The sequence below is a fragment of the Hymenobacter nivis genome, assembly GCF_003149515.1.
Taxonomy (GTDB): domain Bacteria; phylum Bacteroidota; class Bacteroidia; order Cytophagales; family Hymenobacteraceae; genus Hymenobacter; species Hymenobacter nivis.
In genome coordinates this window covers 521,202-544,597 of sequence record NZ_CP029145.1, presented here as the reverse complement: position 1 = coordinate 544,597, position 23,396 = coordinate 521,202, and the positions used below count along the sequence as shown (strand labels likewise).

The window sequence follows — 23,396 nt, the reverse complement described above, 5'->3', positions numbered from 1 at the left end:
TTGCAGCTACAAGAAGTTGGCGATTTCGAAAACGAAAACTGTCTACCACCACAAACCTTGATACGAAGAACAAAGCTTCATTTAACCACTGAACCACTAATTTCTTGTGGGTGCTGTTAGGCATTCGTTGTTTGTTCTTCAGCATACTTTATTAATAGTTCGTCCTCAAAGTTAAAAGTTATCAAGGCTAGTTTTATTTTGTCGAATTTCCCAATGTTGTCGATATTACCTTCAATATAGTAAGTGTCATTTATTGGAATTGGTTGTCTTGGATTACCTACTGTCAATTGTTTTGTTAAACCAATTTTTGTTCCAAGGTCAGTTGTGAAAAACGTTTCAGGTTGCAGTTCAAAAAGTTGCCGAAACACTTCAACGTATAGTTTTGCTACTTGAGTTACTTCGATTTTTTGGTCAAAGAAAACTGCATATTCTAATTTTTTATATTTTGGGTCTTCTGCTTCGAAAATATTGACTTCATTAGTGTCGGCTTTGTCTTCAATTACAATATTTGGTATTTCCCAAATTTTTAAAACTCTTTCTGAAATAAGATCGAAACGTCTTTCTATTTCTACTTTATCCCACTTTTCAAGAGTTGCTAAATACCTGTTTAGCCAGAGTCTACTGTCTCTATAACCTGCTCCCCCTAAATCACGTTTGTCAATAAATGATTTGTTACTTAATTTCCCATTATTACCTGATAAGGTCAAGTTTCCAATTGTATTAACGTAGTTTTCTTTAATAAAATTAAACTCATCAACTCCTAATTCAATTTTCCATTTCGGGTCGGGATTTTGAGGAAAAATATGTTCTATCGTAATGTCTTGGTTACCATCAATTATTACTGACTCTTTGTTTTCAAAATTCTCTAATCTTTCGAGTAAATATGTTCTGTTTTTTGATTTGATGTTGTAAACATCTTTAACCTTTAAAGCGTCAATTACCTCAGCATTTTTAGGAAAACGCTGAACTCCTGTTCTTTGTAATAGCGATTTTTGAATAGAAAATAAATAATTCGTATGTTCAACCTTATCATACAGACTCATAAATATTTTATTCAAGGCATTTGTTCCTAAGCCAAGAATAAATCTCCTCCAAGTAAATGTTTGAATTAAGTCTAAAACCTTTAAGAAAATTTCTTTATTAATTATTGAGTTAAAATAGTCATCATAAACTTTCATTATAAAAGGATATGCCACATTAATTTCAAGTCTATTTATGTATTCTAATTGAAGTCTGATATCCCTGTCCGTTTCATTCTTGGGATTAATTAGCTTATTATAATGTTTAACTAACGATTTTATACCTGTAAGATTTTGTTCTAATTCTTCAAGAGTAGTTGTTGGATATTTTGCTTTAAATTCTAAATAAACCTTGCCTTTGTTTGGTATATTTTTGTTTTCCAATGTCAAATAATCACGAATAAAATCAGAAACTCGACTAACATTTAATGTTTCGTCTTTTGCCAATTTTTCTATTACTTCCCAATAATTCTGATATATTTTATTTTGGTCTCTACGTGTCAGTCCCATTAAAATATAGTTGCGAATCAAGTCTGCCTGAGCAAGTTCTAAACCTATCGAGTTTAAACTTTCAAAAATTCTTTGTGGGTCGTCCTTTTCTCTGTCGAGAGAAACTTCAACAAACATTAGTTTAGATAAACCTTTTAAAACAGTTTGGTAATTTTCTTCTGTAATTCGACCTTTGAAATAATTAAAGTTGTCAATGAGCTTTGAAAAGTCTGAATACTCTTCTGTTTTGTCACTTCGTAACAAATATTTTAAAGCTCTATCATTATTGTCTGTTGGTCGAAGTTTTAATTTTTCTTCTTCTGGAGAAAATTTATTTATTAGATATGTTTCGCTAATTTCATTTACAAGCCCTTCGTTATGCAGGTCTTTAGCAAGTCTATGAAGAACTAAATAAACAAGTGTCAAAGTTGTAAGTCTTTGCTGTCCGTCTATAACTGTTAACTCTTTAATTCTTGAAGCTGTATAAACGTCATCGTGAACATATACAATACTACCAATAAAATGTGCATTCATTTTATTGCTTTTTCCAACTTCTAATATGTCGTCAAGCAGTTATTTGCATTGTCCCGTAGTCCAGTCATAATTTCTCTGATAGACAGGGATTACGAATTGAGTTTTATTTGATGATAAAAAGTCCTCAACTTTGGTTTCGTTTGCCTTCATTTGTTTTTCTTATTATCGATTTTTATTTTGTTGTGTCGGTTTTTTACAATGACGCCTAACATTACGCTTCATGCGATTCGCTACAGTGCAAATTGCGTAAAGCATTCCTTCAGTACGCAAATGCCTTGCGTGAAGCACACTAATTTAGCATGCTTCACGCGACTTACTGGTCACAAACATAAGCTACTGAGAGGCAATGAGTATCGGGTATCGACCACGAAAATACGCTGCTTGTTGTTTCTGCTACGAGCGAATACTACTCCGGCTGATAGCAGCGCTACTGCCGGAGCAGGCGGCGTACTCGCCCCCCAAAGACTCACCGCTGCCACAGCGCTGGTCCTCCAGCGGCACGGCGATATCCTCATAAGCGGGCAGGATGCGGGCCGTGAAATCACTGGCGCGGCGCGGGGTGCTCACCAAGGCTTGGTAGTGATAAGGGCCGTCGGCAGCGGGGGGCGCGTGCGTTTGCAGCGGGATGCGCTGGGCGGCGGCTAGAACGGGCCGGTCGGATTGTATTCTAGCGTTTGCACTACGAACTGGGCATAGGGCTGGCGTTACCCGTTCAGGAAATTGGCCTGCGCCGCGGCATCGGCCTGGCAGGGTACGGGCGTGGTGAGCTTGTAGGTGGAGCTCAGCTGGTACAGCAGCTCCGTCGCCCCGAGATAGAATTAGGACTCACACAACCGGGCATCCAGTAGCCCCAGCGGGGCGGCCTTTCGGTATTAAATAATTGATTATCAGAACTAAATTCCCAGCAGGGCGATCCTAACGATTGGGTCGCCCCGCTGGGGCTTTAACGTTTACTTACAGCCATTTACTGCCAACGGGCAGCCCCGCTGGGGCAAAAAGGTATCGTTTTGCGTAAGTCCTATTTAAGAGGTCGTGTCTGAACATAGGATAAAAAATACCTGTTTTATAACGACCACTCCCAGCAGCCCCTCCAAGATGAACCACTGGAGCGGCTGCTGGCCCGCCCCAACGTGCTGATAGCGCGCCACCAGGGCCTCCTGGCCCACGACGCACCGACCAACATCGCCGCCCTCGAAACCCCAAGCTGCTGGTTCGCTGGGCAGGCCACATCCAACGAGCTTATCCCGCCTGGGCTAATGATCGTGCTAAATGTGTAGTCTCAGAGCCAGCAGCGTGACGAAAATGGGCGATGGCCTGAGACTTGGCAAGGGATTTCTTAGGCTGTAATCCAGACGGCTTTGATCACCGTTAAATACGTAAATAACTTAAAATCAATACGATGTTTCATATACTTGCGTGTAGAATCCGGCAATGACCAGCATCGCTCACGAATCATCTAGAATGACTAAAGCGAAGGTAGAGAGGGGTTTAATTCGGGAGCCTGAGGCAATTCGGCACTTACTCGCCCCGTCGTACTGTTAAAACGAACGAGGCTTACATGCCCCCCTTTGACTTTGCAAAGGTGCTACCTTTGCGGGTACGCCGCCCAGAAACCGTTCGCCCGGCAGGACCCTTCGACGTTTTGCGGAGAAGAGAAAAATGGTTGCCACTGGGGATTAAACAGAGGTGGGCTGCATGCTGTGGATTGGACCGCCTAAGAGGTTAATCAAAAACAGTTAACCACTCATTCTTGTAACAGCTCTGCAACAAACGCAATTTTAAAAACTCATTTAAATCGCCCCACGGGCACTATTTCGTATGGCATTCGACATGATGGGGATGATGGGCAAGGTGAAGGAGCTGCAAGAAAAAATGCAGCAGGCCCAACAGGAAATGCAACACCTCACCGCCACCGGCGAGGCCGGCGGCGGCTTGGTGCGCGCCACCGCCAACGGCGAGCGCAAGCTCCTGAAAATAGAAATCGACGACAGCCTGCTCACCGTGCAGGACCGCGACATGCTGGCCGACCTCGTGGTGGCCGCCGCCAACAAGGCCCTGGAGGCCGCCGGCGAGCAGGCCCGCCAGGAAATGCAACGCAAAACCAGCGGCCTGATGCCCAACATTCCCGGCCTCGACCTAGGCAACTTCGGCGCCTGAGCCGTTGGCTGTTAACCAACCTTTTCCTAACCGGGCCGGCGCCTGCGCCGACGTGGCCATCGTGGTGCTGAACTGGAACGGCGCGGATTTCCTGCGCCGCTTCCTGCCCGGTGTGGTGGAGCACGCCGACGGGGCGCGGGTGGTGGTGGCCGACAACGCTAGCACTGACGATTCGGCGGCGCTGCTGGCCCGCGACTTCCCCACCGTGGAGTTGCTGCTGCTAGAGCGCAACTTCGGCTTCTGCGAGGGCTACAACCACGCCCTGGCGCGGGTCGACAGCCCGTACTACGTGCTGCTGAATTCCGACGTGGCCGTGACCGCCGGCTGGCTGCGGCCCCTGCGCGCCCTGCTCGAAAGCCGCCCACGCATCGCCGCCGTGCAGCCGAAAATCCTGGCCCACGCCGACCCCACGCGGTTTGAGTACGCCGGCGGCGGCGGCGGCTACCTCGACCGGCTGGCCTACCCTTTTTGCCGCGGCCGCCTGTTTGATACCACCGAAGTGGACGCTGGCCAGTACGACGACGCGCGCCCCGTAGCCTGGGCCAGCGGGGCCTGCTGCCTGGTACGGGCCAGCGCCTGGCGCGAGTTGGGCGGCTTCGAGCCCGCGTTTTTTGCCCACATGGAGGAAATCGACTTCTGCTGGCGCCTCCAAAACGCGGGCCATGAGGTGTGGTACCACGGTGGCAGCGCCGTGCACCACGTGGGCGGCGGCACCCTGGCCAAAACCAACCCCCGCAAAACCTACCTCAACTTCCGCAACGGCCTAGCGCTGCTCTACAGAAACGCAGCCCCCGGCGAGTTGGTGGGGCCCCTGGCCCAGCGCCTGATGCTGGATTGGGTGGCCGGCCTACGCTTTCTGGCGGGCGGCCAGCTGGCCGAGGCCCGCGCCGTAGCCCGGGCTCACTGGCACTTCTTCCAAAAGCGCGCATACTGGCGCGCCCGCCGCGCCGCCGCGGGGCCCCACCTGCGCGTGGCGCAGCGCCCCGGGGCCTGGGCCGGCAGTGTGGTGTGGGCCTACTTTGCCCGCGGCAAGCGCCGGTTTGCCGAGCTGGGCATTCGGTAACCGGCCCCGGTCTTACAAGTAATGGTAGGGGCCCTGGAATCATTGCCATTAGCAATAAACTTGGAATAGACGGGGAATAATTAATTTTACAATCTTGTTCCTAGCCGCGTTTAATACAATTTTTTAAGCTGATAATTCCTATTAAAGATCGGTTTCCACTTTCTTTACTTCAAATAGTCTTATTTAATTGTCGTTGGAGTTACGCCGAATTACTTGCACTTTTGCATTTCGTTTAGTTTGATATAGCCGGGCGCTGGCCAGTGCGGTCTTGCCGCTGGGACCCGTTTTATTTTCTGATTCAATTTTTCTACACGCTATGCCTATACCAACCATGATTGCGCGTTTTATTTCTTGTACCTGCCTCTTCGCCGCTTGCTTTATCTGGGCCAGCCCGGCCCGGGCGCAGGCACAAACCGCCCCCCCGGTCACCTCCGCCGCATCGGCCGAAGCTCCGGCCAACGTCACCCTGACCGGCCGCATCGATACGCCCAAGGGGCCCCTGGGCGGGGCCGTGGTGCGGCTGGTGCGTACCAAGCAAACCTGCGCCACCAACGCGGAAGGCCTCTTTTTCTTCACCGTGCCGGCCGATGCGGGCCCCGTGGCTGCAGTAGCCGCCTACGACGGTGCGGCCGAGGTACCGTTCACCATGCAGCCCGGTAGCCCGCTGACCGTGGTAAAAATGGCCCCCGCCAAGCTGAGCAGAGCCAACCAAAAGCAGCTCAACGTCCGCATCAAACGGGCGCACCGCGAAACCAAACGCTCGCTAAATCAACTCAAGTAGCATTCTCCGGCTTGCAGTTTTTCGCCGTTTGGGGTCCTCTAACCTAAGCGCCACGCGGGATAACCGTGCCCAGCAGCGCCGCCAGCTGGTTGTCGAGTTGCTTTAAGTCCTTGATGGCGCGTAGGTTCTCGAACAGCTCGGCGTCGTCGAGCATCGGTTGGCGCAGGGTTTCGAGGCGGCGGTTCAGCTCGCGCTGCACGTGGCACTTGTTGAGGCGCAGCACAGCGTTGTCGCAAGCCACTTTAGGCAGGTCCACTTCGTTGAAGACGTAGATTTCTTTCACCCGCCAGTTGGGGCTGATGTCGTAGCGCTCGGTGGCCAGGTCTGACACCAGCAGGCGGATATCGGCCCGCATATGCTGGCCCAGCTGCCGCGCCTCGGGGAAGCGGCCGGCCAGCAGCTCTTCGCGGCACAGAGCCCACAGCTCGGCGTAGAGCGGCGTTTTGAACGGCGCTTCCTCCAGCTGGCCCAGTAGGTACTGGGCCACGCTCACGTCGGTATCCACCTCACGGGCGGCGTAGAGCACCAGCAGGCGCAGCACCTCGCGTTCGCATGCTTGCAGCAAGTCGATTTGGGCGGCGTCCTCGTCGGTTGCGGCGGGCGACGGCGCGGCGGGGGCCCCGGGCTCGAACGCGCCGTACATGGCGGCTTCGGCTTCCTCTTCGGCCGTGAGGGCGCGGGTCGCGGCCACGGGCGGGGCGGGGCGCCCGCTGCCGCCGCTGGAGGCCCTACCCTCGGCCGGGCGGGAAAGGCCGGCAGTGGGCTTCACCAATTTGTTGTATTCGGTGATAAGCACCTGCTCATCAATGCCGAATGCGGCCGACGTCTGTTGCAAAAATACCTGGCGCTTGATGGCGTCGGGCACCTTGGCAATGCTGGTGAGCACCTGCCGGATGGCCTCGGCCTTCTTCACCGGGTCGCCGGCCGCGTCGCGGGCCACCAGCGTAGTTTTGAAGGTGATGAAGTCCTGGCTTTGCTTCTCAATATACTCGGCGAAGCGCTGGTCGCCCACCTTGCGGATGTAGCTGTCGGGGTCGTCGCCGTCGGGAAATAGCACCACGCGCACGTTCAGGCCGCCTTCGAGCAGCAAATCGGTGCCGCGCAGGCTGGCCTTGATGCCGGCCGCGTCGCCGTCGTAGAGCACCGTTACGTTGTCGGAATACCGCTTGATGAGCCGGATTTGGCCTTCGGTGAGCGACGTGCCCGACGAGGCTACCACGTTTTTAATGCCGCCCTGGTACAGGCTCAGCACGTCGAGGTAGCCTTCCACGAGGTAGCATAATTCCTCCTGCCGGATGGCCTGGCGCGCCTGAAACAAGCCGTAAAGCACGTCCGACTTGTGGTAAATCTCCGACTCAGACGAGTTGAGGTACTTTGCCATTTTGTCGTCGCGCTTCAGGGTACGGGCCCCGAAGCCCACCACGCGGCCCGAAATGTTGTGGATCGGGAACATCACGCGGCCCCGGAAACGGTCGTAGCGCCGGCCGGTGTCGTGCCCCTGGTCGTCCTCGCGCTTGACGACGAGGCCGGTTTTTTCGAGGTATTTCAGCTCGTAGCCGGCCGCGGTAGCGCTTTTCAACAGGTCTTCCCACTGGTCGAGCGAGTAGCCCAACTCAAAGGTTTGGATGGTGGCCAGGTTCAGGCCGCGCTCCTTGAGGTAGCCGTAGCCCACGCTCATGCCTTCCTCAGTGTTTTGCAGCAGGCGGTGGTAGTGGTCTTTGGCCCAGTTGGATACAATGAACTGTGAGTCGCGCTCGTTCTGCTCCTGCTGCTGCTGGGGCGTTTTTTCCTCCTCCTGAACCGTGATGGCGTACTTCTTGGCCAAGTACTTCAGGGCCTCCACATAGGACGTGCCCTCCACGTCCATCACGAACTGCACCACGCCGCCAGCCTTACCGCAGCCGAAGCATTTATACAATCCCTTGGCCGGATTTACCGAAAACGACGGCGATTTTTCGTTGTGGAACGGACACGGGGCCCACAGGTTCTGGCCCTTGCGCTTGAGCTGCACAAAGTCGCCGACGACCTCCACAATGTCGGCGGTTTGGATAATCTGATCAACTAACTCTTTGGGGATGCGGGCCACGGACAGACAATTAAGGTTCTCAAATTTACACCCGGGCGGTTCGGGTTGGCTTTTTGGCTACCAAATGGATGTAGAGACGCATCCTTGCGTCTCCGGCTTGAACGACTTGCCCGTAGATCGTTCACCCCTGATGTTCAAACCGAAGACGCAAGGATACGTCTCTACACCGGGCTGATGCTCGCGCAACCCGCTGCTTGCATTTCAACGCCTAAGCGCCGTCGTTACCTTTACCAGAATTACCAACGCCAAGCCAATGCCCGCCTACCGTCCCGAAGAGATTGAGAAGAAGTGGCAAGCCCACTGGAAAACCCACCAGACCTTCAAGGCCGACAACCACTCCAGCAAGCCCAAGTACTACGTGCTGGATATGTTCCCGTACCCGTCCGGGGCGGGGCTGCACGTGGGACACCCGCTGGGCTACATTGCCTCCGACATCGTGGCCCGCTACCAGCGCCTGCAAGGCCGCAACGTACTGCACCCCATGGGCTTCGACTCGTTTGGCCTGCCCGCCGAGCAGTACGCCATCCAGACCGGCCAGCACCCGGCCGTGACGACGGAACAGAACATCGAAACCTACATCCGGCAGCTCCAGCAGCTGGGGTTCAGCTACGACTGGAGCCGCGAGGTGCGCACTTCAGACCCGCAGTATTACAAGTGGACGCAGTGGATTTTCCTCCAGCTTTTCAATTGCTGGTACAACCTCGACACTGATCGGGCCGAGCACATCCGCACCTTGCAGGCGAAGTTTGCTGAGCATGGCAGCGCGGGCATCCACGCGGCGGGCGGCGACGAAGAGCGCCACGACTTTTCGGCCGGGCAGTGGCAGCTGATGGGCGAGAAGCAGAAGCTGGCCGTCATCCTCCCCTATCGCCTTGCCTACCAGCAGGATACCTACGTGAACTGGTGCCCGGCGCTGGGCACGGTGCTCAGCAACGACGAGGTGAAGGACGGCCTTTCGGAACGCGGCGGCTACCCCGTGGAGCGCCGCCTGATGCCGCAGTGGAACCTGCGCATCACCGCCTACGCCGACCGCCTGCTCCAGGGCCTCAACACCCTGGACTGGCCCGACGCCGTGAAGGAAATGCAGCGCAACTGGATTGGCAAGAGCATCGGGGCCGAGGTAACGTTTCCCGTGCAAGGCCACGAAGGTGCCGATATTAAGGTTTATACGACGCGGGTTGACACCATTTACGGGACCACCTTCCTGGTGCTGGCCCCCGAGCACGAGCTGGTCGATACCCTCACCACACCCGGCCAACGCGGCGCCGTGGACGAGTACATTGCCGCCACCAAGCGCCGCTCGGAGCGCGACCGGATGTCGGACGTCAAGCACGTATCGGGCGTATTCACCGGGGCCTACGCTGCGAACCCTGTCGATGGGGCCCCCGTGCCGATCTGGCTCGCCGACTACGTGCTGGCCGGCTACGGCACCGGCGCCGTGATGGCCGTGCCCAGCGGCGACCAGCGCGACTACCTCTTCGCCCAGCACTTCGGCCTGCCCATCCCGGCTATTTCCGACGCGCAAAAGGACCTCGATAAGCAGGCCGACCCCACCAAGGAGGGTCGATACATCAACTCCGGCATCATCAACGGCCTCACCTACAAGGAAGCCACCACCAAGCTCATCGCCTTTTTGGAGGAAAAAGGCCTCGGCAAAGGCAAGGTGAACTTCCGCCTGCGCGACGCCATCTTCGGCCGGCAGCGCTACTGGGGCGAGCCCATCCCGGTGTACTACAAGGACGGCACCGCCTACGGCGTGGCCGAAGCCGACCTGCCGCTCGTGCTCCCCGAAATCAACGAATACAAGCCCACCGAAACCGGCGATCCGCCCCTGGGCCGCGCCACCGACTGGAAATACCGCGGCCAGCACGAGTTCGAGCTGAGCACCATGCCCGGCTGGGCCGGCTCCAGCTGGTACTACCTCCGCTACATGGACCCCGAAAACGCCGACCGCTTCGTGGGCGAGGAAGCCGAGAAATACTGGGGCCAAGTGGACCTCTACATGGGCGGCGCCGAGCACGCTACCGGCCACCTATTGTATTCCCGCTTCTGGTATTTATTCCTGAAAGATTTAGGGCTGGTTACGCATAATGAGCCGTTCCAGAAACTAATTAATCAGGGGATGATTTTGGGCCGGTCTAATCTTGTGTATCGCCTTGATGGAGTATGGACAGGTATTGAGAAAGAGAACGATGATGACTCTCGTCCTTCTTTTATTTTTGTTTCAAAGACTTATATAGAAGCACTATCTGGACCATGCAAGAAAGATGATTTAATTGTAAAAAAACTCGACGCAATAATTGGCAAAGTCAATCAAAATAGTAGCAGGATCAAATTTCGTCCCTTAACATCCGGCGAAAATTATGCGCATTTCACTCCTTTACACGTCGATGTCAATATTGTCAGTAATGACAAATTAGATATTGATGCTTTCAAGGCTTGGCGAAATGGGTACCAAACAGCAGAATTCATCTATGAGGAAAATGGCGATTATCTCTGTGGTGTAATAGAGAGTGAGAAAATGTCGAAGTCACTACACAACGTCGTTAATCCCGACGTGTTGATTGACAAATACGGCGCGGATGCGCTGCGGCTGTACGAAATGTTCCTGGGGCCCTTAGAGCAGTTCAAGCCGTGGAATACCAACGGCATCAGCGGCGTGGCTAGCTTCCTCAAGAAGTTCTGGCGGCTCTTTCACCCCGAGGATGGGGCCCTGGCCGTGACGGAAGAGCCCGCCGCGCCCGCCGAGTTGAAGGCCCTGCACAAGGTCATCCAAAAGGTGGCGCACGACATCGACAAGTTCAGTTTCAACACCAGCGTCAGTACCTTCATGATTGCCGTGAACGAGCTGACGGCCCTCGGCACCCACAAGCGCGCCGTGCTGGAGCCGCTGGTCGTGCTGCTCTCGCCCTTCGCCCCGCACATCGCCGAAGAGCTGTGGGCCGAGCTAAACCACGCGCCCGGCAGCATCAGCCAGGCCGCCTACCCCGAGTTCCGCGAGGAGTTTTTGGTAGAAGCCAACGTGACCTACCCCGTGGCCATCAACGGCAAAGTGCGCGACCAGCGCCAGTTCGCCGCTACCGCCACCGCCGCCGAAATCGAAACCGCCATCCGCGAATCGGATTTCCTCACCCGCTTCGGCGAAGGCAGAGCCGTGAAGAAAGTAGTAGTAGTCCCCGGCCGCATGGTGAACGTGGTGGTGTAAGCAATTCACCAATTGCACCGTCTGTCATGCTGAGCCTGCGAAGCATCTTATCACGTCAGGACGGGCCGTTTTAGCGTAATAAGATGCTTCGCAGGCTCAGTATGACAGGCGATTATAACACGAAAAAGCCCGCTGCAATTGCAGCGGGCTTTTTCGTTTCTACAGCAACCCGTTTTCGCGCAACAGGTCGTCGCGCTCTTTATCGGAGATTGAATCTTGGTCGGATTCATCGTAAATCGTGAGCAGATAAACTATCTCACCTACAATTTTGACACAAGTGATTACTCTGGCTCCACCGCTTTTATCCTTGCCTTTGGCAGCGATGCTCATGCGCACTTTGTAACAATCGCGGCCCAGTGGCTCGCCAGTCTTCGGATTTTTAGCTAACTCTTCAAGCAATTTAGCAAAATCGTCCGGTACGGAACGATATCTCTTTTGGAATCGCTTGATGAGCCTACTGAATCTATCCGACGCTATTATTTCGAAGCTCATCCAGCAGGTCGTAAGCAGACTGTAACTTGATTTTTCCTTGCTGATGCAACTCCACTTCGTGGAGCGCCTCGCGGAAATCATCAATCCACTCCTGCTGCTCGGGAGTGTACTGCTTGGGCTTGGGCGGGGCTATGGGCTTGGCTTTAATGGAGAACGGCAGCGCCTTTACCAGTTTCATAAAGGGCGCGTAAAACTCGTCGGGCACGATGAGAATAACTTGGCGCATGATGCAAGATACAAGTAGTTAATGCTTACAAGCAGCGCCTAACGAGAGTTCATCCACGCACTGCTCAACTACAAAGTTCGTGCTACTCCCCGCCGCTGGCGCCAGCCACGGCCGTGCCCTTGGGCATCAGGTACTTGTTGTACCAAGCCAAATACCGCGCGTAGCGGTCCTTCACATAGCTGGGGGTGGTGACGCCGTGAAACTGGCCGGGGTAGATGACGAGCTCGGTGGGCACGTGGAGGCTTTGGAGGGCCTGGTACATCTGCTCGGTGTTGAGCAGGGGCACGTTGAAATCCTTCTCGCCGCACACGAAGAGCGTGGGCGTTTTAATCTGGTCGGCGTGGAAGAAGGGGTACGAGACGCGCAGGTACACGTCGGTGTTTTTCCAGGGCGTGCCCAGTTCGGTTTCGTAGTCGCGGATGTACTGGTCGGTACCATAGCCGGCCAGCACGTTGCCGATACTAGCGCCGCTCACGGCGGCCTTGAAGCGCTGGTCGCGGGCAATCACCTGGTCGGTCATGATGCCGCCGTAGCTCCAGCCGCCCACGCCGAGGCGGTCGGGGTCGGCCAGGCCCTGGGCCACGGCGTAGTCCACCACGGCCAGCACGTCGTCGGTGTCCTTGTTGCCCCAATCGGCAAAAATAGCCTTGCTGTACTCCAGGCCCCTGCCCGAGCTGCCGCGCGGGTTGGCCACCACCACGGCGTAGCCGTTGGCGGCAAAGTATTGCCACTCAAACGAAAATCCGTAGCCGAACTGCGCCACGGGCCCCCCGTGGATGCGCAGCAGCGTGGGGTACTTGCGGCCCGCCTGGTAGCCCACCGGCTTGATGAGGAAGCCGCTCACCAGCGTGCCGTCCTTGCTTTTGGCCTGGATAGGCTCGACGGCGCCGAGCGTGACCCCCTTCAGCCACGCATCGTTCTGCTTGGAAAGCGGCGTCAGGGCCCCCTTCTTGTCCAGCGCAAACACCTCGGTGGGCTGCTGGGGCTGGCTGCTGAGCACCACGAGCTGGCCTTTGCTGGCCAGAGCAAAATCGCCCACCTGGCGCGGGCCAGCCAGCACTTTCTCCAGCTTACCGCCGGCGGCCGGCACCCGCATCAGCGATTCGGCGCGGTCGTCTTCAACCAAGAAGTAAAGGCTTTTGCCATCCGGGGCCCATTCGGGCTGGGTGGTGTTGCGGTCGAGGCCGGCGGTGAGGGCGCGGGCGGGGCCCCCGGCCACGTCCGCCACCATCAGCTGGTGCAGGGCGTACACGAGCTGCTCCTTGGCCCCCCCTTGTACGAAGGCGATATGCCGGCCGTCGGGGCTCCAGGCGGGGCGGCTGCCGTAGTTGGGCGCGCTCTCGGGCACATCGGTGGCGAGCAGCGGGCGGGCGGGGGCCCCGGCTTTGGCGTCGATCAGGAACAAGTCGTAGTTGTCGTGGCGGTCGGGGTCGGGGCCCCGCTTGCTGCTGAAGACCAGCTGCTTGCCGTCGGGGCTCCAGGCAGGTAGGTGCTCGTCGTAGGGCCCCGGCGTGAGGCAGACGAGCCGGCGCGTGGCCACGTCGAACATGTAGAGGTGCTGGCGCTGCTGGTTGAGGTAGCCGTCGATGTCCTGCTTGAACTGGAAACGGTCGATGACGATGGGCGGCGCGGTTTTCTTCTTGGCCTTCTGGGCGGCGGTGAGCGAGTCGGGGTCGGCATCCTTGATAATCAAGGCGATGCGCTGGCCGTCGGGGCTCCACACGTAGTCCGACACGCTGCCTTTGAGCTTGGTGACCTTCTCGGCCTCGCCGCCGGCGCGGTTCAGCAGCCAGAGCTGGGCGTTGCCGCCGTCGTCCTCGCCGCGGCTCGACACAAAGCTCAGGTACTTGCCGTCGGGGCTGAAACGGGGCTTGCTTTCGCTGGCCGGGTTGGTGGTGACGCGCAGGTTCTGGCTACCGTCGGTGCGGGCCATCCAGATGTCGGCGTCGCGCTTGTCGGTGGCCGTGTCCACGCGGGCCACGGTGTAGGCTACCCAGGCCCCGTCGGGCGAGAGGTTGGGGTCGGCCACGTCGCGCATTCGGGCGAGGTCGCGCAGGCTCAGGGGGCGCGGGGCGGGGGCCGTTTGGGCCCCGGCGGCCAGTGGCGCCAAGGCCAGGGTGGCCAGCAAGGGTAGTAGGTTTTTCATAGGAAGTAAGATTATTGAAAACCCCGAAAGCCCGGGCCAGGACGCCCCCCCGCCGCCGGGCGTTCGTCCCGGTCCGGTTTATTTGGGGCTCTAAGTTGCAAAAATATAGCATGTTTGCAACCCGAAGCACGAAAAATTACCCCGCATCTTCTGGGATAGTTTCGCTTTTTCCGTGGTGAAAAGCTAAAGCACGAGGCTGCCCGGCGGCTGGCCTGCATCTTTACCGCAAGGGGCCCCGTCCTTGCTTTCTCTCGAAACCTTCTAACCTGCTTGATGGCATACTCACTACGTACCAAATTACTTGCCCGCGGGCAAGCGGCGGCGCAGGCCCTGGGCCACACCGGCCTGGCGGTGCTGCTGGCCCTGGCCTTGCCCTTCGCTAGCGCCGCACAAACTGCCCCGGCCAACGCCGCGGGGCCCCTGCTCACCCCCGGCCAGTTCCTGGGTTACCCACTGGGCAGCCAGTTCACGCCCCAGGCCGACGTGCTGCGCTACGCCGCCCACGTGGTGGCCCACACCCCCGGCCGCATGAAAGTGGTGCCCTACGGCAAAACGTACGAGAAGCGGACCTTGGAAGTAATTGAGGTGGCCAGCACCGAAAACTTCGGTCAGCTCGACGCCATTCAGCACAACGACCGCCGCCTGGCCGGCCTCGAAAGCGGCACCGCCAGCCGCCAGATGCCGGCCGTGTGCTGGATGAGCTACAACGTGCACGGCAACGAGGCTGTGAGCTCGGAGGCCGTGATGCAGGTGCTGTATGACCTGGGCAACCCCCAGGACCAGCAAATGCAGGACTGGCTGAAGAATACGGTCGTCATCATCGACCCCTGCGTGAACCCCGACGGCCACGACCGCTACGTGAACTGGTACAACCGCGTGCGCAACCAAAATCCCAACGCGGGGCCCGACTCGTGGGAGCACCACGAGCCCTGGCCCGGCGGCCGCTACAACCACTACTACTTCGACCTGAACCGCGACTGGGCCTGGCAAACCCAGCAGGAAAGCCGCCAGCGCATTGTGCTGTATAATAAGTGGTTGCCGCAGGTGCACGCCGATTTCCACGAGATGGGGCCCAACAACTCGTACTACTTCTCGCCCGCGGCCAAGCCCTACCACGCCGACATCACGCCCTGGCAGCGCAAGTTCCAGGGCATCATCGGCGACTACAACCGGGCCACGTTCGACAAGAACAACTGGTTGTATTTCACCCGCGAAACCTACGATTTGTTTGCCCCCACCTACGGCGACACCTGGCCCAGCTTCAACGGCGCCATCGGCATGACGTATGAGCAGGGCGGCGGGGGCCCCGCCGGCGTGCGCTGCGCCCGCGTCGACGGCGACACCCTCACCCTGGCCCAGCGCATTGCCCACCACCACGCCGCCAGCCGCGCCACCCTCCAGGCCACCGCCGAGCGCCACGACGACCTGCTGCGCGAGTTCCAGGCCTACTTCACCACCGCCAAAACCAAGCCCCGGGGCCCCTACAAAACCTACGTGCTGGCCTCCGGCAACGATCCCGGCCAGCTGAAAATGCTGACCCAGTACTTGGAGCGCCAGCAAATCAGCTACGGCTTCGCGCCCAAGAAGCTACGCACCCGCGGCTACAGCTACGCCTCCGGCAAAACCGAGGACGTGGAAATTGCGCCCCACGACGTGCTCGTGAGCATGTATCAGCCCAAATCGACGCTCGTGAAGGTGCTGTTCGAGCCGCGCCCGCAGCTGGAAGATTCGCTCACCTACGACATCACCTCCTGGGCCCTACCCTACTCGTTTGGGGTGAAGGCCTACGCCCTGGCCCAGCGCCTCGACGCCTCGGGCCCCACGCCCACCCCAGCCGTGGTGAAGGGCAGCGCCGCCGCCCCCACCGACAAGCCCTACGCCTACCTGGCCCGCTGGAACAACTTGCAGGACGTACGCTTCCTTAGCCAACTGCTTCAGCAGAAGGTAAAAGTACGCTTTGCCGAAAAGGATTTTGAGGCCGAGGGGCAGAAGTACGCACCCGGTACGCTCGTCATCACCCGCACCGGAAACGAGGCCCTGGGGCCCAAATTCGACCAGCTGGTGCGGGCTCAGGCCGACTCGGCGGGCACGGTGTTGCAGGCCGTAAAAACGGGCTTTTCGACCACCGGGCGCGACCTGGGCTCGGGCACGGTGCACTTCGTGAAACAGCCCGTGGTGGCCGTGGTGGCGGGCCCCGGCATCGACGCCACCGCTTTTGGCGAGGTGTGGCACTTTTTCGAGCAGCAGATCGGCTACCCCATCACGGTGCTCGGCACCGACTACCTGAGCCGGGTGAGCATGGCCAAAATCGACGTCCTGATTCTGCCCGACGGCAACTACGCTGACATCTACCCCGACAAGGCCCTGGAAACCCTCAAGGCCTGGGTGCGCGGCGGCGGCAAGCTCATCGCCATGGAAGGCGGCATGAAATTCCTGGCCAATAAGAAGGACTTCCTGCTCAAAGCCAAGGCTACCGACTCGGTAGCCATCAAAAAAGCCGAGAAAGCCGACCCCTACCTGCCGCTGCGCCGCTACGGCAACGCCGACCGCGAAGGCACTGAGGACCAGGCACTGGGCACCATCTACCGCGTGCAGCTCGACAACACGCACCCACTGGCCTTTGGCTACGGCGGCACCTACTCGGCCCTCGTCCGCACGCCGCTTAGCTACCGCTTCCTGGGCAAGGGCGGCTGGAACGTGGGCGTCATCAAAAAGAACGCCTACTACGCCGGTTTTGCCGGTACTAAGGCCCGCAAAGAGCTGGTGGACACGCTGGTGCTGGGCGAACAGGACCTGGGCCGCGGCCAGGTCATCTACCTCGGCGACAACCCTTTGTTCCGCGCCTTCTGGCAAAGCGGCAAACTGCTGTTCAGCAACGCCGTGTTCCTGGTCGGGCAATAGCCGCTGGGTGGTTACCGACCAAAAGTTTGTTGACCGAAAAAAGGGCGGTGGTCCAAAGCGGGGTGATTCCAGCATTTAATTCTGCTTCTTGACACACTGTTTTCCGCTTTTCTGACTCTATTCAAGTGGTTCCCATTAGAATGTGCCAATAACTGAAAATAGAATATCACCCCGCTTTGGACCACTGCCGAAAAAAGAACGGTCATGCCGAACGAAACGAAGCATCTCTCCGGCGTAACTACTGCTTAGTCAGGCAAATTAGCTGCCCTAATTTTCCGATAGTGTCGGTCGAGTTTGACGCGGGCTTTTTCGAGGGTGAACTGCCATTTTACGGTGGCCCGCGCCGCATTACGCTCAGCCACGCAAGCGGCGACGTGGGCCGTGAGTTCGTCTTGCGTGGGGATGCGCTGGTGCAGGCACTGGCGGGCGATGGCCGAGCGTTCGAGTTCGACCATGTTGAGCCAGGAGGCATTTTTAGGCGTGTAATGCACCTCGAAGCGAGCGGCTAGCACCCGCGCTTCGGCCGCCGGCAGGTGCTGATAGAAGACGGCATCGGTGTGGGTGTTGAGATTGTCCTGCATCAACACGATTTTCTCGGCCTGCGGGTAGTGAGCGGCCAGTTGCTGCATAAAGCGGCAGTAGTCGGCCCCGGTGCGGCGGGCGGAGACCTCGACCAGGCGCTGGCCCGTGCCCGGCTCGAAGGCGGCCAGCAGGCAAGCCGTGCCCTGGCGCACGTAGGTGTTGCTCTCGCGGCGGGGCCGCCCGGCTTTGGCCGGTTGCTTGCCCACCGCCGGTTGGGCTGGCACCGGGGCCAGCGGTTCGACGGGCTGGCCGTGGAGCACGCAGGGCCGCTCATCGAAGCAGACAACGGGAAAACGCGCGTCATAAGGCCGTTCGTAGACGGCCAGTACGTCCTCCATCCGGGCTACGAAGGCGGCGTTCACCGCCCCCAGGCACCAGTGCTGCTGGCGGTGAGGCGGCAACTCGTTTTTTTGAGCACCTGGCTCACCGTCTCGTGGGAAATAGTTTCCACCAGTTCCAGCTCCACGGCTTTGTCGGCGAGCAAACGCAACGTCCAGCGGCTGTGGCCTACCGGGGCCGGGGTGCAGGCCAGAGCGGTGAGGGCGGCCCGCTGGGGCCCGTCGAAGCGTGGGGGCGTGCCACTACGCGGGGCCTCAGATAGCGCGAGCTCCCAGCCGCCCGCTTCGTAGCGGCGGCGCAGCTCACTGACGGTCTGCCGACTCAGGCCGATGGCCTTACCGGCCGCCTGTTGGCCGATGCCCGTAGCTAAGGCCAACAGGGCCTGGGCGCGGCGTACGGCCCGCACCGGGCGGCAGCCCGTGCGGGTGAAGTTTTCGAGGGCAGCCTGGTCGGCGGCCGCTAGGATAAAAGGAGTGATTGGTCGGGCCATACCAGGCCAACCTAAACTACCTGTATTCTGTTAGTCAACTTCGCTGACTCAGCAGTACCTAAATCGGTTGGGTTATTTGCGCGGGCGAGATGCTTCGTTTCGTTTAGCCTGACCGTTTCTTTTGTTACTCATTTTGGGCCACCAATGGGCGGCCATGAAGCGCTCCTTACCGAAATTATGTTACCCCCACAGCTCGTCGAGCGCCACTATGGCCATTGGTGTCGAACGCTGGGCCGTTTTGATGCCCCGGTGCATTTCGGCGGAAGCATGGTTGCTATGATGAGCGTCAAGAAGGTCAGGCGCTGACCGTTAAAGTCAGGTCGGCCACTACCTGGGCCAGGGTCACGTGGGCTAGCTCCCGTTCCAGCGCCGCTTGGGCGCGCACGAGCGTAGCGTCCAGCGCGGCCTGGATGTTGCGCCCCACGGGGCACCGCGGGTTGGGCCCCTCGTGCACGTGGAACAGCTTGCCTTCGGCCACCACCTCCACGGCCCGGTACACGTCGAGCAGCGAGATGCCGGCTGGCGCGCACCGCAGGAATGTACCGCCCGCCGCGGCGCGCACCTCCACGAGCCCCGCTTTTTTGAGCTGGCCCAGGATGCGGCGGATAACCACCGGGTTGGTGTTCACGCTGCCAGCCATGCGGCCGGAGGTCAGCAAGGCCGCGGGATCCTGGTTCGCCAGGAGCGCAAGCACGTGCACGGCCACGGAGAAACGACTGCTGATTTGCATGGCACGCAGGGCCCCGGGGGCTATTTTTCGAGGGCCCGAACCAAGGCGGCCTGCACGGCTTTGGGCAGGGCGGCCGCCACCAGCTCGTGCGATTCGGCCGTCCAGGCCCGCACCACGGCGTCGGGGGCCCCGGTGCCGATGAGCACCGTGTTCCAGTGCTTCTTGTTCATGTGAAAGCCGGGCAGTACGTAGTCGTGCTGCTCACGCAGCTCGGCGGCTCGCTCAGGCGCACACTTCAAGTTTACGCTGGCAAAGGTTTGCAAATCGGTGAGGGCGAATATTTTACCGCCCACCTTGAACACCAGCGTATCGGGGCCGAACGGTGTTTCCTCCGTGGCGCCCGGCAGGCCCAGGCAGTAATCGCGGAAGTCCTCAATGTTCATTGCAACAACCTTGTTTACAGCACGTAGCGGAAAAACATGACCACCAGGCAGACCAAGAACATCGCCAAGCTGAGCTTATTGATGAAGTGCATGGTTTTGAGGTTGAAGTTGGACTTGCGGGCCGGATCGTTCTTGCGGAAGAAATACCCGAAGGCGGGGCCGAAATTAAAAAGGTCTTTACCGTTCATGGCGGGGCGAGTTATGGGTCGGTGATGTAACACCGGGGCCCCCGGAAAGATTGACGAAATGCTGAATTTGTTGTGGCTTTTCAGGGCCCCGCGGCCGAAGCACCCGCCCCGTGAAGCCGCGCCCGACCTACTTTTACCGCCCGTCCTTTTCGTCGCCGTTTGCCCCGCCACGCCCGGCTACCCGCCATGAAAATCCTATTTCACTGGCCGCGTTCCCAACCACGCACGCAGCCCTGAATGCCGCCCGGCTCAACCACCACGCGCCGTAGTGCGCCGCCCGCCCCTTAGTAGGTTGTCAGTTGCTCTTTGTCAGTTATCAGTCCGCTTATAACCAGCTAAGTGCCTGGCCTGGATCAATCGTCCATTAATTCGAGCGCAATAAGCTGATCATTAACATGAAAGCTAATACTATCCGCTTAGGGCCGCTTAAAAGCCCCTGCTAATGGCTCAATACTCAACTAACAACGAGCAACTGACAACTAATAACTCCTTTCCATATAATTAATACCCTTGTTATGAAACGGTTGTATTCGAACCTTACCATGCAGGTGCTCACGGCCATTGCCCTGGGCGTGCTGGTGGGGGCCCTGTTTCCCACGTTTGGCGCGGCCCTCAAGCCCGTGGCAGACACGTTCATCAACCTCATCAAGATGCTGATTGCCCCCATCATCTTCCTCACGGTGGTGCTGGGCATTGCGGGCATGGGCAGCCTCAAAAAGGTGGGCCGCGTGGGCGGCAAGGCCCTGCTGTACTTCGAAATCGTGACTACGCTGGCCCTGGGCCTCGGCATTCTGGTGGCCAACCTTACCAAGCCCGGCGCGGGCGTGCAGGCCGTGGCCCAGGCCGTGCTGCGCGACGGCAAAAAGGTGGAAGAAGCCGCCAAGTTCACCTCCCAGGCCGGCGAGATGAACTGGGTGGAGTTCTTCACCCACATCGTGCCCGGCAACGTGGTGGAGGCGTTTGCCAAGGGCGACATCCTGCAAGTGCTGCTGTTTGCGGTGCTCTTCGGCCTGGCCCTCAACCGGATGGGCAAAATGGCCGAGCCGCTGGTGAAGACCTTCGACCGGCTCTCGCACGCTATGTTCGGGGTACTGGCCCTGGTGATGAAGCTGGCCCCGCTGGGCGCGTTCGGGGGCATGGCCTTCACCATCGGCAAGTACGGCATTGCCACGCTGCTACCGCTGGGCAAGCTCATGCTGGTGGTGTACGCCACCATGTTCCTGTTCATCTTCGTGGTGCTCAACCTGATAATGCGCTACTACAAGCTGCGCCTGTGGCCTTACCTCACCTTCATCAAGGAGGAAATCCTGCTGGTGCTGGGCACCTCGTCGTCCGAGTCGGCCCTGCCCCGCATGATCGACAAGATGGAGCGCTACGGCTGCTCGCGCTCGGTGGCCGGCCTGGTCATTCCCACCGGCTACTCCTTCAACCTCGACGGCACGTCCATCTACCTCTCCATCGCGGTAATCTTTCTGGCCCAGGCCTTTAACATTCCACTTTCGCTTTCCCAGCAGCTCTCGCTGATTGCCATCCTGGTGGTCACGAGCAAGGGCGCGGCGGGCGTCACCGGATCGGGCTTCATCGTGCTGGCCTCCACGCTGGCCGCCACCAAGATCATCCCGGTCGAGAGCGTGGCCCTGCTGCTGGGCGTCGACCGCTTCATGAGCGAGGCGCGCGCCATCACCAACGTCATCGGCAACGGCATTGCCACGCTGGTAGTGGCCAAAAGCGAGGGCGAGTTCAACGAGGCCCGGCACCAGCTGGCCTTGCAAGGCCGCTCGGTGCCCGAAAACGAGCGCCCCGAGCCCGTGGCCGAACTACCCCTCGTGGGGGTTTGCCACGAATAGCGGGTGCGCCCGAACCAGGCGCGCAGGCTCTTAAGCAGTAGCGCAAAAGTAATCGTAGCTAAAAAGGCGGTCATGCTGAGCTTGTCGAAGCATCTCTCCCGCTTCGCCTGCACCGTTCAACGAAGCGGGAGAGATGCTTCGACAAGCTCAGCATGACGTTCAAAATTCAATACGATTACTTATGCGTGACTGCTTAGTGGGCGGGGCACGGGCTTTGGGCCCCAAGGCACGATTTAGCCGCGTCAGGCACGCCGCTCGCGCCAGGCCAGCCCTGCGGGCAGCTCCTGGGCCGAAAACTCCAGGTGAATCACCCGCCGCGGCCGGTCGCTGGTGCTGCGGCTGGAGGCGTGCAGCAGCAGCGGCTTCATCAGCATGGCGCCGCCGGCGGGCACGGCGCACACCGTGGCGGAGGCCGTGTGGCGTGCTTGGCTTTTACAGATTAGGTTAGTTCTATGGAATCAATACTAAGATTAAAGGGCCTTTCATTTCTGTTATAATAAAATGAGAATGTAACTTTAATATTCAACTCCTTTTCGCCGAATAATCTGTATTCATTACCAGAAGACATATTATTAATAAAATACCGATAGCTGTCGTCATCAGAATCGTTTATTCCATCACTGTATTCGTAAGCTTGCGCAGAACAACTTATAAACACATCTCCAGATAGTATACATTCTTCATCAAAAGTATCTACTTCGATATTTTCTACTCTATGGAGAAAAAATTGATCATCAAATGCTATAAAACCCTCAACACTATAATCAGTACCAAAAATATAGCTTAAGTTATAGTATGCAAATTTATCTTTAATACTTCTTTTCACATCATCACTTAAATCATTTCTAAGAATATTTATAACAAATGCATCATTGAAATCCTGGTGATTTACCCACTGCAAAAATCGCACGGAAGAGAAACTCAATATTTTATCCTCACTTTGCAAAAAATCTTTTATTGAGCGATAAATTCTGAATCTCTTAGTATCATTTAATAAATCATTATGAATCACTAACTCATCTTTCTTTAGTTTTTCTAAATCGCAGAAATTTCTAACGTTATCGGTTATAAGAATACAATTAATTAATTCATAATCTTCTACAAATTTTGCGTAACTTAACCATGTTAAAGCATCTTTTAATTCGTTTTTATTTTCAGAAAATGGCTTTTTTCTATTGACCGCTCGATGTATTATCTCGGGAAGAATATCGTCTTCGTGATCAATAATATATATTATTCCTTCATTATAAAGACTATCATAAAAAAATTTTAATTCTTTCAAAGAAGATTAAAGCTTATTCGGCGTAGTTAGCGAGTTTCGCGTGGACAGGTGCGCGATAGGCGCGGTGCGGGCTGCGCACGCGCAGGTTGTGCAGCCCACAGGCCACGACCATGACCGTATCGCGCACCCATTCGCCGCGCAAGCGGATAGTGCCCTGCACCATGTGCAGGCGCTTGATACCGCTGTGCGCGTGTTCGATAACGACGCGCAACGGACTCAGCAACTGGTTATACAGCTTTTGGGCAAACGTCAACTCCCGCTTCGGCGGCTTCTTGTGGGGCATCTCCACCACGACCCCGGTCGGGGCGTGGCCCAGCAAGCCCAAATCCTGCCGTAACACGCAGCCCGCCGGTAGGTGCAGCGCGTACTCGTCGGCCAGTTTTTTGTCGTGCGCTCGCCCGCTTTCCGTAGCCGAGAGAAAATGCACGTACTGCGTGGAATCGCATAAGGTCATGT

Annotated in this window: 21 protein-coding genes; 7 read left to right on the top strand and 14 right to left on the bottom strand. The window is 57.2% G+C overall.

What is annotated here, in order from left to right; all coding sequences use genetic code 11:
• Positions 1-116: 116 nt before the first annotated feature.
• On the bottom strand, positions 117-2,042 hold the full coding sequence (locus DDQ68_RS02225) for a DUF262 domain-containing protein (protein ID WP_211320219.1): 1,926 nt from the start codon (positions 2,040-2,042) through the stop codon (positions 117-119).
• A 393-nt stretch (positions 2,043-2,435) separates the two neighbouring features.
• Complete coding sequence (locus DDQ68_RS22415; RefSeq protein WP_162549746.1) at positions 2,436-2,609, bottom strand: hypothetical protein; 174 nt, start codon at positions 2,607-2,609, stop codon at positions 2,436-2,438.
• 563 nt (positions 2,610-3,172) lie between these two features.
• On the opposite strand from DDQ68_RS22415, the gene DDQ68_RS22410 reads away from it, so the two are divergent.
• The 4 genes from DDQ68_RS22410 to DDQ68_RS02210 all read left to right on the top strand — a co-directional run bounded on the left by DDQ68_RS22410 (position 3,173) and on the right by DDQ68_RS02210 (position 6,043).
• Positions 3,173-3,319, top strand: coding sequence for a hypothetical protein (locus DDQ68_RS22410; protein ID WP_162549745.1), 147 nt, complete (start codon positions 3,173-3,175; stop codon positions 3,317-3,319).
• Positions 3,320-3,860: 541 nt separating this feature from the next.
• Entirely contained in the window at positions 3,861-4,199 is a 339-nt protein-coding gene (locus DDQ68_RS02220) for a YbaB/EbfC family nucleoid-associated protein (protein WP_109654432.1), read from the top strand.
• Positions 4,200-4,203: 4 nt separating this feature from the next.
• Positions 4,204-5,262 (top strand): glycosyltransferase family 2 protein, encoded by a 1,059-nt coding sequence (locus tag DDQ68_RS02215; protein WP_245897252.1) that lies wholly within the window; start codon positions 4,204-4,206, stop codon positions 5,260-5,262.
• 316 nt (positions 5,263-5,578) lie between these two features.
• Positions 5,579-6,043 carry a hypothetical protein gene (locus DDQ68_RS02210; RefSeq protein WP_162549744.1) on the top strand — a complete coding sequence of 155 codons (465 nt, stop codon included), beginning with the start codon at positions 5,579-5,581 and terminating at the stop codon, positions 6,041-6,043.
• 43 nt (positions 6,044-6,086) lie between these two features.
• Here the strand turns inward: DDQ68_RS02210 and dnaG are convergent, their stop codons facing one another.
• A complete protein-coding gene (gene dnaG, locus DDQ68_RS02205; protein WP_109654426.1) occupies positions 6,087-8,129 on the bottom strand; it encodes a DNA primase in 2,043 nt (680 codons plus the stop codon).
• 253 nt (positions 8,130-8,382) lie between these two features.
• Between dnaG and DDQ68_RS02200 the strand changes: the two genes are divergently transcribed.
• Complete coding sequence (locus DDQ68_RS02200) at positions 8,383-11,334, top strand: leucine--tRNA ligase (protein WP_109654422.1); 2,952 nt, start codon at positions 8,383-8,385, stop codon at positions 11,332-11,334.
• Positions 11,335-11,493: 159 nt separating this feature from the next.
• On the opposite strand, the gene DDQ68_RS02195 is transcribed toward DDQ68_RS02200, so the two are convergent.
• The 3 genes from DDQ68_RS02195 to DDQ68_RS02185 form a co-directional block, all read right to left on the bottom strand.
• A complete protein-coding gene (locus DDQ68_RS02195; protein WP_109654419.1) occupies positions 11,494-11,826 on the bottom strand; it encodes a type II toxin-antitoxin system RelE/ParE family toxin in 333 nt (110 codons plus the stop codon).
• Positions 11,798-12,052 (bottom strand): hypothetical protein, encoded by a 255-nt coding sequence (locus DDQ68_RS02190; protein ID WP_109654416.1) that lies wholly within the window; start codon positions 12,050-12,052, stop codon positions 11,798-11,800. Before DDQ68_RS02190 ends, DDQ68_RS02195 begins: the two co-directional genes overlap by 29 nt.
• Before the next feature lie 82 nt (positions 12,053-12,134).
• The gene (locus tag DDQ68_RS02185; protein WP_109654413.1) at positions 12,135-14,198 is read right to left on the bottom strand and encodes an alpha/beta hydrolase family protein; all 2,064 of its coding nucleotides are present in this window, start codon (positions 14,196-14,198) and stop codon (positions 12,135-12,137) included.
• A 273-nt stretch (positions 14,199-14,471) separates the two neighbouring features.
• On the opposite strand from DDQ68_RS02185, the gene DDQ68_RS02180 reads away from it, so the two are divergent.
• Entirely contained in the window at positions 14,472-17,099 is a 2,628-nt protein-coding gene (locus tag DDQ68_RS02180) for a M14 family metallopeptidase (RefSeq protein ID WP_109654410.1), read from the top strand.
• A 245-nt stretch (positions 17,100-17,344) separates the two neighbouring features.
• Here the strand turns inward: DDQ68_RS02180 and DDQ68_RS02175 are convergent, their stop codons facing one another.
• From DDQ68_RS02175 to DDQ68_RS23265, 5 genes are all read right to left on the bottom strand, one after another.
• A complete protein-coding gene (locus tag DDQ68_RS02175) occupies positions 17,345-18,082 on the bottom strand; it encodes an IS630 family transposase (protein ID WP_162549743.1) in 738 nt (245 codons plus the stop codon).
• A complete protein-coding gene (locus tag DDQ68_RS02170) occupies positions 18,040-18,510 on the bottom strand; it encodes a helix-turn-helix domain-containing protein (RefSeq protein ID WP_109654405.1) in 471 nt (156 codons plus the stop codon). Before DDQ68_RS02170 ends, DDQ68_RS02175 begins: the two co-directional genes overlap by 43 nt.
• Positions 18,511-18,805: 295 nt before the next feature.
• Positions 18,806-19,240 carry an Rrf2 family transcriptional regulator gene (locus DDQ68_RS02165; RefSeq protein WP_109654402.1) on the bottom strand — a complete coding sequence of 145 codons (435 nt, stop codon included), beginning with the start codon at positions 19,238-19,240 and terminating at the stop codon, positions 18,806-18,808.
• Between the two features lie 20 nt (positions 19,241-19,260).
• Positions 19,261-19,623, bottom strand: coding sequence for an MmcQ/YjbR family DNA-binding protein (locus tag DDQ68_RS02160; RefSeq protein WP_109654399.1), 363 nt, complete (start codon positions 19,621-19,623; stop codon positions 19,261-19,263).
• Positions 19,624-19,637: 14 nt separating this feature from the next.
• A complete protein-coding gene (locus DDQ68_RS23265) occupies positions 19,638-19,811 on the bottom strand; it encodes a DUF6728 family protein (protein WP_170121916.1) in 174 nt (57 codons plus the stop codon).
• 515 nt (positions 19,812-20,326) lie between these two features.
• Here DDQ68_RS23265 and DDQ68_RS02155 point away from each other — a divergent pair.
• Complete coding sequence (locus DDQ68_RS02155; RefSeq protein ID WP_109654396.1) at positions 20,327-21,658, top strand: dicarboxylate/amino acid:cation symporter; 1,332 nt, start codon at positions 20,327-20,329, stop codon at positions 21,656-21,658.
• 242 nt (positions 21,659-21,900) lie between these two features.
• On the opposite strand, the gene DDQ68_RS22405 is transcribed toward DDQ68_RS02155, so the two are convergent.
• From DDQ68_RS22405 to DDQ68_RS02150, 3 genes are read right to left on the bottom strand one after another with little or no spacing between them, the layout of a single operon-like run.
• The gene (locus tag DDQ68_RS22405; RefSeq protein ID WP_162549742.1) at positions 21,901-22,050 is read right to left on the bottom strand and encodes a phytanoyl-CoA dioxygenase family protein; all 150 of its coding nucleotides are present in this window, start codon (positions 22,048-22,050) and stop codon (positions 21,901-21,903) included.
• Between the two features lie 47 nt (positions 22,051-22,097).
• Positions 22,098-22,940, bottom strand: coding sequence for a PIN domain-containing protein (locus DDQ68_RS22400; RefSeq protein ID WP_162549741.1), 843 nt, complete (start codon positions 22,938-22,940; stop codon positions 22,098-22,100).
• Between the two features lie 13 nt (positions 22,941-22,953).
• On the bottom strand, positions 22,954-23,394 hold the full coding sequence (locus DDQ68_RS02150; protein ID WP_109654769.1) for a transposase family protein: 441 nt from the start codon (positions 23,392-23,394) through the stop codon (positions 22,954-22,956).
• Positions 23,395-23,396 lie beyond the last annotated feature (2 nt).

Bases quoted from the DNA above. Each gene is read 5' to 3' on its own strand.
- DDQ68_RS02185 (WP_109654413.1), bottom strand. From the start codon at position 14,198: ATGAAAAACCTACTACCCTTGCTGGCCACCCTGGCCTTGGCGCCACTG.
- DDQ68_RS02160 (WP_109654399.1), bottom strand. From the start codon at position 19,623: ATGAACATTGAGGACTTCCGCGATTACTGCCTGGGCCTGCCGGGCGCC.
- DDQ68_RS02155 (WP_109654396.1), top strand. From the start codon at position 20,327: ATGAAACGGTTGTATTCGAACCTTACCATGCAGGTGCTCACGGCCATT.
- DDQ68_RS02165 (WP_109654402.1), bottom strand. From the start codon at position 19,240: ATGCAAATCAGCAGTCGTTTCTCCGTGGCCGTGCACGTGCTTGCGCTC.
- DDQ68_RS02170 (WP_109654405.1), bottom strand. From the start codon at position 18,510: ATGGCCCGACCAATCACTCCTTTTATCCTAGCGGCCGCCGACCAGGCT.
- DDQ68_RS02180 (WP_109654410.1), top strand. From the start codon at position 14,472: ATGGCATACTCACTACGTACCAAATTACTTGCCCGCGGGCAAGCGGCG.
- DDQ68_RS02200 (WP_109654422.1), top strand. From the start codon at position 8,383: ATGCCCGCCTACCGTCCCGAAGAGATTGAGAAGAAGTGGCAAGCCCAC.
- DDQ68_RS02220 (WP_109654432.1), top strand. From the start codon at position 3,861: ATGGCATTCGACATGATGGGGATGATGGGCAAGGTGAAGGAGCTGCAA.
- DDQ68_RS02190 (WP_109654416.1), bottom strand. From the start codon at position 12,052: ATGCGCCAAGTTATTCTCATCGTGCCCGACGAGTTTTACGCGCCCTTT.
- DDQ68_RS23265 (WP_170121916.1), bottom strand. From the start codon at position 19,811: ATGAACGGTAAAGACCTTTTTAATTTCGGCCCCGCCTTCGGGTATTTC.
- DDQ68_RS02210 (WP_162549744.1), top strand. From the start codon at position 5,579: ATGCCTATACCAACCATGATTGCGCGTTTTATTTCTTGTACCTGCCTC.
- DDQ68_RS02195 (WP_109654419.1), bottom strand. From the start codon at position 11,826: ATGAGCTTCGAAATAATAGCGTCGGATAGATTCAGTAGGCTCATCAAG.
- DDQ68_RS02225 (WP_211320219.1), bottom strand. From the start codon at position 2,042: ATGAATGCACATTTTATTGGTAGTATTGTATATGTTCACGATGACGTT.
- DDQ68_RS02150 (WP_109654769.1), bottom strand. From the start codon at position 23,394: ATGACCTTATGCGATTCCACGCAGTACGTGCATTTTCTCTCGGCTACG.